The 12,548-nt window shown below is 66.1% G+C and carries 13 protein-coding genes; 6 read left to right on the top strand and 7 right to left on the bottom strand.

What is annotated here, in order from left to right; translation table 11 throughout:
• Positions 1–3: 3 nt before the first annotated feature.
• The 4 genes from QRO91_RS12755 (at position 4) to QRO91_RS12740 (ending at position 2,417) form a co-directional block, all read left to right on the top strand.
• A complete protein-coding gene (locus QRO91_RS12755; RefSeq protein ID WP_049429129.1) occupies positions 4–708 on the top strand; it encodes a PA1136 family autoinducer-binding transcriptional regulator in 705 nt (234 codons plus the stop codon).
• 87 nt (positions 709–795) lie between these two features.
• Complete coding sequence (locus QRO91_RS12750; protein ID WP_049429130.1) at positions 796–1,029, top strand: hypothetical protein; 234 nt, start codon at positions 796–798, stop codon at positions 1,027–1,029.
• 134 nt (positions 1,030–1,163) lie between these two features.
• Positions 1,164–1,406: a hypothetical protein gene (locus QRO91_RS12745; RefSeq protein ID WP_049429131.1), complete on the top strand. Its 243-nt coding sequence runs from the start codon at positions 1,164–1,166 to the stop codon at positions 1,404–1,406.
• 156 nt (positions 1,407–1,562) lie between these two features.
• Positions 1,563–2,417 (top strand): endonuclease/exonuclease/phosphatase family protein, encoded by an 855-nt coding sequence (locus QRO91_RS12740; protein ID WP_049429132.1) that lies wholly within the window; start codon positions 1,563–1,565, stop codon positions 2,415–2,417.
• Between the two features lie 19 nt (positions 2,418–2,436).
• Here QRO91_RS12740 and QRO91_RS12735 read toward each other — a convergent pair whose 3' ends face one another.
• A complete protein-coding gene (locus tag QRO91_RS12735) occupies positions 2,437–2,700 on the bottom strand; it encodes a hypothetical protein (RefSeq protein WP_285310417.1) in 264 nt (87 codons plus the stop codon).
• Positions 2,701–2,839: 139 nt separating this feature from the next.
• On the opposite strand from QRO91_RS12735, the gene QRO91_RS12730 reads away from it, so the two are divergent.
• Positions 2,840–3,217, top strand: coding sequence for a VOC family protein (locus tag QRO91_RS12730; protein ID WP_049429134.1), 378 nt, complete (start codon positions 2,840–2,842; stop codon positions 3,215–3,217).
• 41 nt (positions 3,218–3,258) lie between these two features.
• Here QRO91_RS12730 and QRO91_RS12725 read toward each other — a convergent pair whose 3' ends face one another.
• The 6 genes from QRO91_RS12725 to QRO91_RS12700 all read right to left on the bottom strand — a co-directional run bounded on the left by QRO91_RS12725 (position 3,259) and on the right by QRO91_RS12700 (position 11,083).
• A complete protein-coding gene (locus QRO91_RS12725; protein ID WP_049429135.1) occupies positions 3,259–4,680 on the bottom strand; it encodes an efflux transporter outer membrane subunit in 1,422 nt (473 codons plus the stop codon).
• Complete coding sequence (locus QRO91_RS12720; RefSeq protein WP_049429136.1) at positions 4,674–5,411, bottom strand: SDR family oxidoreductase; 738 nt, start codon at positions 5,409–5,411, stop codon at positions 4,674–4,676. The genes QRO91_RS12725 and QRO91_RS12720 overlap by 7 nt, the downstream gene beginning before the upstream one ends.
• A gap of 64 nt (positions 5,412–5,475) precedes the next feature.
• Positions 5,476–8,646 carry an efflux RND transporter permease subunit gene (locus QRO91_RS12715; protein WP_197650910.1) on the bottom strand — a complete coding sequence of 1,057 codons (3,171 nt, stop codon included), beginning with the start codon at positions 8,644–8,646 and terminating at the stop codon, positions 5,476–5,478.
• A 127-nt stretch (positions 8,647–8,773) separates the two neighbouring features.
• Positions 8,774–9,997, bottom strand: a complete 1,224-nt coding sequence (locus QRO91_RS12710; RefSeq protein ID WP_197650911.1) for an efflux RND transporter periplasmic adaptor subunit — start codon at positions 9,995–9,997, stop codon at positions 8,774–8,776.
• A 91-nt stretch (positions 9,998–10,088) separates the two neighbouring features.
• Positions 10,089–10,859 (bottom strand): SDR family NAD(P)-dependent oxidoreductase, encoded by a 771-nt coding sequence (locus QRO91_RS12705; protein ID WP_049429139.1) that lies wholly within the window; start codon positions 10,857–10,859, stop codon positions 10,089–10,091.
• A complete protein-coding gene (locus QRO91_RS12700) occupies positions 10,856–11,083 on the bottom strand; it encodes a hypothetical protein (RefSeq protein WP_049429140.1) in 228 nt (75 codons plus the stop codon). The genes QRO91_RS12705 and QRO91_RS12700 overlap by 4 nt, the downstream gene beginning before the upstream one ends.
• Before the next feature lie 147 nt (positions 11,084–11,230).
• On the opposite strand from QRO91_RS12700, the gene QRO91_RS12695 reads away from it, so the two are divergent.
• Positions 11,231–12,262, top strand: a complete 1,032-nt coding sequence (locus QRO91_RS12695) for a LysR family transcriptional regulator (RefSeq protein WP_005409107.1) — start codon at positions 11,231–11,233, stop codon at positions 12,260–12,262.
• Positions 12,263–12,548: the final 286 nt, after the last annotated feature.

The raw sequence follows: 12,548 nt of genomic DNA, 5'->3' as shown, positions 1-12,548 counted from the left end.
CGGATGAGCGAACTGGTGCAGGCGTTGCTGGAACTGGAACGCGCCCGCTCACTGAGTGCGGTGGGCGCGGCCCTGCGAGGCATCGCGGCACCACTCGGCTACGACCGCGTGCTGGTGTTCGCCACCGGCACCGGGCTGGAGCGCGGTACACAACGCGTGTACTGGATCGAGGGCGACTGGTTCGGCGACGGCAGCAGTACCGACCTTGCGCGCTATCTGCACGCCTGTCCGGTCAACCGCCACGTACTGGACAGTGACGCGCCGTTCTTCTGGAGCAAGCGCCAGGGCGTTCGTGGCGAACGCTATCAGGTGGTGACGCAGCCACGTGGTGAAGGCCTGCACGGTCTGCAGGTGCCGGTATTCGGAACCACCGGTCTGGAGGGCGCGATCAGTTTTGCCGGGACATCGATCGACGCGTCGGCCAGCGCGCGCCTGCAGCTGGAAGCTGCTGCAACCGCAGCATTCCGAGCCGCACGCCACCTGGCCGAATCGCCTGCCGAGCTTTCGGGAAGCGCGCTGAGCAACCGCGAGCGCGAAGTGCTGCGCTGGGTTGCCGCCGGCCGCCGGCAGGCTGAGATCGCGGCCACGCTTGGGCTTTCCACGCGCACGGTGGAGAACCATCTGCGCCACGCGCGTCAACGCCTGGGTGTGGCGACCACCGCGCAGGCAGTGCGTGCCGCCAGCCGTCGCGGCGAGATCGAAGACTGATCGCGGCGAGGCACTTCCGGCGGTCTGGTTCGCGTGTTACACACGCCATGCGCATGTGCGCGATTGCAGAAAGCAAGGATGATGCTTATGAAACTGCAACTGGCCACGATGGCCGCGTTGGTGGTGGCAACTGCAACCCTGGCTCCGGTGGCGGACGCCAACACAGGGGTCCCGAGAGAGAATGTTTCCTGTGTGCCTGTGAATGTGGACCGCAACCGCGTCCACCACCACTGCACGGAAACCTACACCGATGAATTCGGCAACGTCTACACAGCCGAGTACTGGATCGACGAGTACGGCAACCCTTACCTGCGCGACTGAGCCGGGAAGGGACTGCGCCGGGCCGCGAGCCGGGCCGGCGCGTACGCAGCAGCTGCCGCACGGTCGCCTGATCTACCGGGGGTAGTTGCATGACACCGCGCAGATGCGCGATTGCAGACACAAGGATGATGCCCATGAAACTGCACCTGGCCTCGATGGCCGCACTGATGCTTGCTGTGGGAGCTCTCTCCACGTCGTCCCAGGCCACCGCCAGCGGTGGTGGCGGTGGTCCGGAGAACACGAACTGCGTCCGGGTCAAGATGGGGCCCTATTACCATCAACGTTGCGAAGTGACGTACTTCGAAGAGGATGGCACTCCCTACATCCGGGTGTACTGGATTGACCAGAATGGCCAGTGGTACCTGCCCGCCGACTGAGCAGACATGATCTCCTGATCGCGCCCGCGCGATCCGCCGGGCGGCGCTTTCACCGCCCGCCCGGCACCTGCCATCCGCCCATCCCGGCATACCGCTGCCCTCGCCTTCCATGGCATGCTCCATGAAACCGTTTTCATGGAATGGAGGGATTCCACGATGTTGTCGCGCTTCCATCGCCCTGCGCTGTGTGCGCTGTTGGCGCTTGTTCTGCCTGCCGTTGCCTGGGCCGCCGCACCGGCGCCACTGAAAGTGATGTCGTTCAATGTCCGCACCCCGGCTGATACCGAACCGGGCAAGCGCTGGCCGGACCGTCGCGATGCCATGGTCAAGGTCATCCTCGATGCACACCCGGCCGTGATCGGCACCCAGGAGCTGGTGAAGGAGCAGGCCGACTTCCTGTCCGAGCACCTGCCCGGTTACCGCTGGTTCGGCGAAGGCCGCCGCGGCGGAAGCGGTGACGAACACATGGGCGTGTTCTACGACAGCAAGGTGCTGGCCGTCGAGGAATCCGGCAACTTCTGGTTGTCCGATACGCCGGAGGTGCCCGGTAGCATCACCTGGGGCAACCTGTACCCGCGCATGGTCACCTGGGCCCTGTTCCGGCGCCTGGACGATGGCCGTCGTTTCTACTTCATGGATACCCACCTGCCCTACCGCGACGAGGACGAGCCGCGCCGGGTGAAGGGTGCCGAACTGATCGGCAAGCATCTGGCAACCCTGCCGGCCAACCTGCCGGTGGTCCTGACCGGCGACTTCAACAGCGAGCCCGGTGGTGACACCTACAAGGCATTCACCCGCCTGCTGCAGGACACCCGTACCCAGGTGAAGGCTCCGCAGGGGCCACGCCTGACCTTCCACGATTTCACCGGCAAGGCCACCGTGCAGCTGGACTGGGTGCTGGTGCGCGGCTTCCATGCACGCAGCTTCGTCACCGATGACCGTCGCATCGACGGTGTATTGCCGTCGGATCATTTCCCGCTGGTGGTCGAGCTGGACTGGCCGGAACACTGAACCTGCGCGGCAGCCGCAGCTACGGCGGCGGCTGTCGCGACATCAGCCGGTACAGCGCCTGATGCTGGCTGCGTGCCTGGCAGATGCGGGCACCGACCGCCAGAAACACGGAGATGCCGATCAGGCCCAGCCCCAGCATCTGGTCCGGCAGGCGCACGAAGCCGATCGCAGCCGCCATCGTAGCCAATACCATCAGCACTACGACCGCTACCGACAGCCCTGCACCAGGCGGCCCCGGATCACCGAACAGCATGCGCTGGGTATCGCGCTTGTCATCGCTCATCGCCTGCCCTCCTGGAATCTGCCCCACTAGTTACACCGCGGGCCCCGATTCCGGCAGAGTCAGAAACGTCATGACTGTGACAACGTCCACAGCACGCGACGCGCTACCCTGCCTCCATTCCCAATCTGCGGAGGACGTCATGGCGCACCAGAGCCGTCTGGCCGGATTCATCATCGACTGCCAGGACACGCCCGCTGACGAAGGCGCACGCTTCTGGGCGGCCGCACTCGGTCTGCAGGCGCAGCCATCGTATGCCGAAGATGGCGCCGAGTACGCCGACCTGCAGGGGGCGCCCACGGGCCTGAACGTGGAAGTACAGCGCGTCGATCATCCTTCACGGGTGCACCTGGACATCGAGAGCGACGACATCGATGCCGAGGCAGATCGACTGGAAAAGCTCGGCGCGCGCCGGATCGGCTTCGTCAAACGCTGGTGGGTGATGGAAGCGCCCACCGGCCATCGCTTCTGCATCGTGCGCATGCGCGAACGCGCAGTACCGGCCAATCTCTGGCCCTGAAGCAGAAAGGGACGGAAGCCGCGGCTTCCGTCCCCTCATGCCTACTGCAGCTGCGCCACGCTGGGTTGCTGCGGCGATTGCCCCCAGCCGCCCAGCGCCTTGTACACACCAACCACGCTGACGTTGACTTCGGCCTCGGCCGCCGCCAATGCATCATCCGCCGCCAACTGCGTGCGCTGCGCATCCAGCAGGGTCAGGAAGTCTTCCGAGCCCTCGCGATAGCGGATCTGCGCCAGCGATTCGGCACGTCGTGCCGCCTGCGCCTGCTCGACCACGATCGCCAGCCGCGCCTGCTGCTTGGAATAGCGGGTCAGCGCGTTTTCGGTGTCTTCCAGTGCCAACAGCACGGCCTGCTCATACTGCGCAGCCACACCCTCGGCTTCAGCCTTGCTGGCACGCAGGCGTGCACGCACGGTGCCGAAGTCGAACGCGGCCCAGCTCAGCGACGGGGTCAGCGACCAGGCCTTGTTGTTGCCATTGACCAGGCCACTGGCGTCGCCGCCGAGGAAGCCGACGAAACCGGACAACGACAGCCGCGGGAACAGGTCCGCAGTGGCCACGCCCACCCGCGCGGTGGCGGCGGCCAGGCGACGCTCGGCCACGCGCACGTCGGCGCGTTGGCGCAGCAGCTCGCGGGTATCGCCCAGCGGCAGCGCCTTGGCAAATGCCGGCACGTCGTGCGGCGCAAGCATGGCGGTCAGCGTTTCCGGACGCTGGCCCAGCAGAACCGCCAGCCGGTTGCGCGACTGCGTCTCGGCCACTTCCAGCAGCGGGATATCGGCCTCGATCGCCTTCAGGCGGGCACGGCTGCTCTGCACATCCAGCTCGCTGCCGGCGCCCAGCTCCCAGCGCGCCTCGGTCAGCTTCTGCGTATCGCGCAGGTTGGCCAGGGTGTGCTGGGCCACGGCGATGCGCTTCTGCGTGCCACGCAGCTCGAAGTAGTTGCGCGCCACTTCGGCGGCGACCAGCACCTGTGCATCGGCCAGGTTGGCCTGCTCGGCGTCGAGGTCGGCGCGCGCGGCTTCTGCAGCACGGCGCTTGCGGCCGAACAGATCCAGCTCCCAGCCGGCGTCGAAGCCGAGCTGGTAGCTTTCACTGAACACCCGCTGCCCACCCAGCTGCGGATCGGGTTGCTTGCGGCGGTCGTAGCTGCCGCCTGCGGTGATGTGCGGGGCCTGGTCGAAACGGCTTTCGACGAACACCGCACGGGCCTGGCCGACGCGGGCCACCGCCACGCGCAGGTCGAGGTTGTCCGACAGTGCACCGTGCACCAGCTGTTCCAGCACCGGATCATCGAACTGCGCCCACCAGCTGGCCACCGGCGAGGTGGTGCTGAACACCGGCTGCTGCGCACCCTGCAGCACCACAGGCTCCTGTACCGGCGCCTTGTAGTTGGGGCCGACGCTGACACAGCCTGCCAGCACCAGGCTGGAGACGGCCATCGCCAACGTGCGCATCACCATGGCAGCACCTCGCCCAGGTAGGTGAAGCTGCCGCTGGCGCCGGATTCACCGATCAGCGCCATTTCCACGCTGGAACGTGCGCCTTCGCTGATTTCGATTTCGCCGTTGCCGCCGTTCATGTCGGTCTTCACGTAACCCGGATGCACGGTGTTGACCTTGATCGGGGTATTGCGCAGTTCGTAGGCCAGGCTCAGGGTCCAGCTGTTCACCGCTGCCTTGGAGGCGTTGTAGGCCGGGATCTTGAAATCGTAGATGCCCGACGCCGGGTCGGCGTGCAGGGTCTGCGAGCCGAGCATGCTCGATACGTTGACGATGCGGCCGGATTTGGCCTGCTTGACCAGCGGCAGGAAGGCCTGGGTGACCGCCACCAGCGCGTACACGTTGGTGTCGAAGGTGCGCTTCCAGGTCTCGAGCGACTGCTCCGACGGCGCCTGCGCCGGGTTCTCGATCATGATGCCGGCGTTGTTGACCAGGATGTCGAGGCGGCCATGGCGCTGGCGTACCTGCTCGACCGCTTCGGCGATGCTGGCTGCATCGGTCACGTCCAGCTGGATGGCTTCGACCGGCAGGCCTTCAGCCTGCAGCTGCAGTGCCAGCTCAACTGCCGTGTCGCGCTTGCGACCTGCCAGCAGCGTGTGCACACCGGCCTGGGCGAGCTGGCGCACGGTTTCCAGGCCGATGCCACGGGTGGCGCCGGTGACCAGCGCGATCTTGTTCTGATGGGTGTTCATGGATTCATGCCTTGTGAGGGGAAAGCCGCCGCCGGCCAATGACCGGCGGCGACGGGGTTCCATGTCAGTGGTGGATGGTCGGCTCGCCGTGCTGCACCAGCTGGCCACCACCATTGCGGGTGACGAACTTGCGCAGGGCCACGTAGAACACCGGGGTGAGGAACAGGCCGAACAGGGTCACGCCCAGCATGCCGGCGAACACGGTGATACCGGTCACCGAGCGCACCTCGGCGCCTGCACCGTGCGACAGCACCAGCGGCACGGTGCCGGCGATGAACGCGATGGAGGTCATCACGATCGGGCGCAGACGCAGGCGGCAGGCTTCCAGCGCCGCTTCAACGATGCCCTTGCCGCCCATCTCCAGCTCTCTGGCGAATTCGACGATCAGGATCGCGTTCTTGCACGCCAGGCCCATCAGCACCACCAGGCCGACCTGCACGAACACGTTGTTGTCACCGCCGGTGAGCCAGACGCCGAACAGCGCGGACAGCAGGGTCATCGGCACGATCAGGATCACCGCCAGCGGCAGCGACCAGCTCTCGTACAGCGCGGCCAGCACCAGGAAGGCCAGCATGATCGCCACCGGGAACACGATGAAGGCGGCCTTGCCCTGGGTGGCCTGCTGGTAGCTCAGGTCGGTCCATTCAGTGGTCATGCCCACCGGCAGCACCTTGCCGGCAATCTCGGTCAGCTTGTTCATCGCTTCGGCCGAGGACAGCAGGCGCGGGTCGGCTTCACCGGCCAGGTCCGCTGCCGGGTAGCCATTGAAGCGCAGCACCGGGTCCGGGCCGAAGGTCTGCTTGATGGTGACCATCGAACCGATCGGCACCATTTCACCGCGGTCGTTGCGGGTACGCAGCTTGCCGATGTCCTCGACCGTCTCGCGGAACGGGCCATCTGCCTGGGCGATCACCTGCCAGGTACGGCCGAACTGGTTGAAGTCGTTGACGTAGGCCGAACCCAGGTAGGTCTGCAGGGTGTCGAACAGCTCGGTGAGCTGCACGCCCTGTGCCTTCGCCTTCACGCGGTCCACCTCGGCATCCAGCTGCGGCACGTTGGCCTGGTAGCTGGAAATCGGGAAGGCCATGCCCGGCGTCTGCGCCACGGTGCCCTGCATCGCCTGCACGGCGTTCTGCAGCGCGCCGTAGCCCAGGTTGCCACGGTCCTCGATGAACATCTGGTAGCCGTTGCCGTTACCCAGGCCGAGGATCGGCGGCGGCATCATCGCGAAGGCGAAGCCTTCCTGCAGCCCGGCGATCTTCTGGTTGATCTCGGCATTGATCTGCGCAGCGGTACGGCCATGACGCTCGGCGAACGGCTTGAGCGGAATGAACGCCACACCGGTGTTCGGCGTGTTGGTGAACTGCAGCGCGTTCAGACCCGGGAACGAGATGGTGTGGGCCACGCCATCGGTTTCCTGGGCGATCTTGGCGACCTTGCGCAGCATTTCATCGGTACGCGCGATCGACGAACCTTCCGGCAGCTTCACGCCGGCAATCAGGTACAGCTTGTCCTGGGTCGGGATGAAGCCCGGCGGCACCAGCTTGAAGATCACGCCGGTACCGACCAGCAGGACCGCGTAGACCACGAACACCGCGCCGCGACGGCCGAGGATGCGCGCCACGCCACGTTCGTACTTCTCCGAGCTGGACTTGAAGAAGCGGTTGAACGGACGGAACACCCAGCCGAACAGGCGGTCGATCAGGCGGCTCGGGCCGTCCTTCGGTGCGCCGTGGGCCTTCAGCAGGCGCGCGGCCAGCGCCGGCGACAGGGTCAGCGAGTTGATCGCCGAGATCACCGTGGAGATGGCGATGGTGACCGCGAACTGCTTGTAGAACTGGCCGGTGACACCGGACAGGAACGCCATCGGCACGAATACGGCACACAGCACCAGCGCGATCGCCACGATCGGGCCGGACACTTCACGCATGGCCTGGTGTGCCGCCGCGGTGGGCGACAGGCCTTCTTCGATGTTGCGTTCGACGTTCTCCACCACCACGATCGCGTCGTCGACCACGATGCCGATCGCCAGCACCAGGCCGAACAGGCTCAGCGTATTGATCGAGAAGCCCAGCAGGTACAACGCGGCGAAGGTACCCACCACCGACACCGGCACCGCGATGAGCGGGATGATCGAAGCGCGCCAGGTCTGCAGGAACAGGATCACCACCAGCACCACCAGCGCGATGGCTTCCAGCAGCGTGGAGACCACGGCCTTGATCGAGTCGCGCACGAAAATGGTGGTGTCATACACGGCTTCGTACTTCACGTCGGCCGGCATGGTCTTCTGCATCTCGTCCATCGTCGAGATGACCTGGTCGCGGATTTCCAGCGCGTTCGCACCCGGCGACTGGAAGATGCCGATACCGACCGCGTTCTTGCCGTCCAGCTGCGAGCGCAGGGTGTAGTCACCCGCACCCAGTTCCAGGCGGGCCACGTCGGACAGGCGCACGATCTCGCCATCGGTGCCACTCTTGAGCACGATGTCGCCGAATTCCTTTTCGGTCTTCAGCCGGCCCTGGGCATTGATCAGGGTCAGGAACTTGCTGTCCGGCAGCGGTTCGGCGCCGAGCTGGCCGGCCGACACCTGCACGTTCTGCTCGCGCATGGCGCGCACCACGTCGCTGGCGGTCAGGCCACGCGAAGCCACCTTGTCCGGATCCAGCCAGGCGCGCATGGCGTAGTCGCCACCACCGAAGATCTGCGCGTCACCGACGCCCGGAATACGCGCCAGCGCGTCCTTGACGTGCAGGCGGGCGTAGTTGCGCAGGTACAGGGTGTCGTACTTGCCTTGCGGCGAGGTCAGGTGCACCACCATCAGGAAGGTCGGCGACTGCTTCTGCGTGGTCACGCCCTGCCGGCGCACGTCCTCGGGCAGGCGCGCCTGCGCCTGCGCCACACGGTTCTGCACCTTCACCGCCGCCGCGTCCGGGTCGGTACCCGGGCGGAAGGTAACGGTCATCTGCAGCACGCCGTCGGAACCGGCGACCGACTTCAGGTACATCATGCCTTCGACGCCGTTGATGGCTTCTTCAAGCGGCGTGGCGACGGTCTCGGCAATGACCTTGGGGTTGGCGCCCGGATAGACCGTGCGCACGACCACCGACGGCGGCACCACTTCCGGGTACTCGCTGATCGGCAGGATTGGAATCGTGATCAGGCCTGCGGCGAAGATCACGATCGACAGCACCGCCGCGAAGATCGGCCTGTCGATGAAGAAACGGGAAAAGTCCATGGAGGAATTCCTGGGAAAGGCATTCGGCGGGCAACAGCCACCCTGCCCCTCGCCGAGATGACGAAGGCAGGGAAGGCTGCCGCTGGCGCCGGCAGCTAAGCGGGGACGCGGATCAGGAGACGGCGGGTCAATGCTTCAGGGCGGCGGTGGCATCGCGGCCCGGTGCCGGCGCGGCCTGTGGCTGCATCGCCACCGCCTTGGCCTGCACCGGCATGCCCGGCATGAAGACCTTCTGCACGCCGTCGATGATCACCTTGTCGCCCGCGGCCAGGCCGTGTTCGACAATGCGCAGGCCGTCGGCGGTGCGACCGAGCTGGATGTCGCGGCGCTGGGCCTTGCCATCCTTGTCGACCACGTAGACATACTTGCGGTCCTGGTCGGTCAGCACGGCCTTGTCGTCGATCAGCAGGGCCTGGAACTGGCCGCTGCCGAGCAGCTGCACGCGGGCGAACAGGCCCGGGGTGAACTGGCGGTCGGCGTTGTCCAGCAGTGCGCGGACGCGGATGGTGCCGGTGCTGCGGGCGACCTGGTTGTCGAGGAAGTCGACCTTGCCCGAGTGCGGGTAACCTTCCTCACCGGACAGGCCGACCTTCACCGGCAGCTCGCTGTCACGCTCGCTCGGGCGCTCGCCCTTGCGTGCCATCTGGGCATAGCGCAGGAAGGTGCTTTCGTCGGCATCGAAGTAGACGAACACGGTATCCAGCGAGACCAGCGTGGTCAGCACGCTGGCACTGTCGCCGGCGGTGACCAGGTTGCCGGCGGTGACCATCGCGCGGCCGGCACGGCCGTCGATCGGTGCGCGCACCTTGGTGAACTCCAGATTGAGCCGGGCCGCATCCAGCGCGGCCTGCGCCGCCTGCACGGCGGCACCGGACTGGTCAGCGGCGGCACGACGTTGCTCGGCGGTCTCGGTGGAGATCGCCTGCTGCTCGGACAGGCGCTTGGCGCGCTCGGACTCGCTGCGGGCCAGCGTGGCCTGGGTACGTGCGCGGGCCAGTTCGGCGGCAGCGCGATCGTACTCGGCCTGGTAGCTGCGCGCGTCGATGGTGAAGAGCACTTCGCCCTTCTTCACTTCCTGGCCTTCGACGTAGTTGACCTTGTCGATGTAGCCGGACACGCGCGGACGCAGTTCAACGCTCTGTACCGCTTCGACGCGGCCGCTGAATTCGTCCCACTGGCTGACCTGCTCGACCAGCACCGGCGCTGCGCTGACCTGCGGCGGAGGCGGTGCACCGGCTTCTTCGGCATGGCCGCCGCTGCACGCCGCCAGCACGGCCGCAGCGAGGATCGACACGCCGACCATCGCGATGCGATGGCCGAAACGATGTGGGGTGGTATTGGGGGAAGTCATGGCATGCATCCGTACGGAGGGGTGGTACAGCTATATGAGAACGTGTTGCAAAAATCGGCGCCGCATACTGCGACCTCAACCATGGTCGAGGTCAAGCGACGCCTGCGGTATCGCGCCACAAAGGGGGAACTTCCAAGTGCAGCAGGCCACGCGGCAGTTCGGCATCGCTGCTGTCACAGCGGACGATGGCGCGGTTGTCGCGGCAACCATCCAGCAGCGAGACCACGCGACGACCCACCAGCAGCGAGCTGGGCCACTCGATGCAGGCATTGGCCGCGTTGGCCGGGGTACAGACCGGGCTGCAGACTTCCAGCATCTGCGCACGCACGCCCAGCGCCTGCGCCTCCTGGTGCACGACCTGCGCGTACATGCGCAGCGCGGCGGTGGTGATCGAGGTCTCGCCGTAACCCGCCCACGGTTTGGCGTTGGCCGGGCTGCCGATCATCACGTAGCGCCGTGCATGCACGTTGTCCTGCAGCAGCGGCAGCAGGTGACGCACCGCGTGCACGTGCGGCATCAGATCGGCCTGCATCGCGCCCATCAGTTCGTCACCGTTGCGGTCGACCACGCGACCGCGGCGGTATGGCCCACCCATTGCGGCGATCACTGCCGCCAACGGGCGCGGGCGCTGCGCGATGCGTTCGGCCAGCGCGCGCGCCGATCCGTCGTCGCTGAGCGAACCCAGCACCGTCTCCAGGCCCGGCTCATCGGCGAACTGCTCGTGCAGCGCCGCCAGCCGGCCCGGATCGCGGCCGACAACCAACACCGGGCTGCCGGCCTCCAGCAGCGCGCCCACCACACCCTGGCCGACGGCACCGGTGCCGCCCAAGACCAGGACTTCGGGCGTCAGCATCCCATTCACGGGACATTTCCTCCCATATCCGGGATAGTCCCGATTCGACGCAGTCGGTCACCCTTGTGAGGGACCAGGCGGAGGGCGCCGCCACGCTGCTGACGCATGGGCGCGGTAAACTCACGGAAGTCCTTGTGTACCAAGGAACTCGGGCGGGCTTCGACGGTCATCGCCAGGTCCAGGGTGTTCTGGCCGGCGTTCCGGAGTCGGGCAAGAATGTTGCGCAGGCTCATGGCGGACGGGCTCCAATTAACGAATGGCGCCACGATAGACCTCAAACCTTTACTTGATTAGTCCTGATTAAGGGGAATAATCATCCCGCTCCCGGTCCAATCGTTCTGTCACGATTGTCCCATCCCCGACGTCCAGGATCCCCGACCATGTCCCACGATCTCAACGAGACGCTGATCTTCGTCAAAGTGGTCGAGCAAGGCAGCTTCATCGCCGCTGCCAAATCGCTCGGCCTGCCCAAGACCACGGTCAGCCGCAAAGTGCAGGAGCTGGAAACGCGCCTGGGCGCGCGCCTGCTGCACCGGACCACGCGCCGCCTCGGCCTGACCGAAGCCGGTTCGATCTACCACGAACATTGCCAGCGCATCGCGCGCGAACTGGAAGAAGCCGAGAGCGCGGTGAGCCAGCTGCAGTCCGGCCCGCGCGGCTGGCTGCGCTTCACCGTCCCCTATTCGATCGGCATCACCTGGATCGCCCCGCTGCTGGGCCAGTTCCATGCGCAGTACCCGGAGATCCGCCTGGACATGCACATGGGCAACGAGAAGCTGGACCTGATTGCAGGTGAAGCGGACCTTGCGCTGCGCGTGGGGGCCCTGCCCGATTCCAACCTGGTCGCGCGCAAGCTGGGTAGCCTGCGTACGCAGGTGTTCGCCAGCCCGGCCTACATCGAGCGCTATGGCGAACCGCTGCACCCGGAAGAACTGCAGTTCCATCGCATCCTGGCCATGCGCAAGCCGTACCACACGGGTAATTCGCCGCGCTTCACCTGGCAGCTGGGCGAGAACGGCGGTGAACTGCGCGACTTCCCGGTCACCCCGCTGATGACCGCCAACGACATGTCTGCGTTGAATGGGGCATTGGTGTGTGGCGAAGGCCTGCTGCTGACCGGCGACGTGATGGCCAAGCCCTTCGTCGAATCGGGCATGGTGCGCCGCGTGCTCGCTGGCTGGACCGGTCCGGAAGTGGACTTCAACGCCGTGTTCGCCGGTGGCCGCCTGGTCTCGCCAAAAGTGCGTGCGTTCGTCGACTTCCTGGTCGAGAAGCTCAACTTCGACGCCAATTACATGCTGGCGCAGTGCCCGGGTGCGAAGCTGGCGCAGCAGCAGAAGGAAAAGGAAGACGCTGCACTGGAAAGCAGCGGCAAGCGGATCCTGGAGAAGGTGGCCGCTTCGGCGGCATGACCGAGGGTATCCTCGCGTGGCGTGGATCTACCCGGGCGCGCGATGTCGCTTTCTGTAGCGTCGAGCCATGCTCGACTGCTTTTCGAACGGCGCCGACCAAGGTCGGCATCTACCAGAAGAGGTAGCCGAGCGTGGCTCGGCTCTACAGGCGCTATCGGCGTGCCGAGCAAGCTCGGCACCTACAAAAATGCCGCCTGCAAGGGCGGCATTTTCGTTCCGGCTACGCCGGAACTGTAACGCTGCGCGTTACTGCTTGAGCGGAATCACACGAATTTCGACACGGCGG

This window comes from Stenotrophomonas maltophilia group sp. Smal32, assembly GCF_030237085.1.
GTDB lineage: Bacteria > Pseudomonadota > Gammaproteobacteria > Xanthomonadales > Xanthomonadaceae > Stenotrophomonas > Stenotrophomonas maltophilia_Q.
The sequence above is the reverse complement of the archived record's forward strand: the minus strand, read 5'-3'. Positions and strand labels throughout refer to the sequence as shown.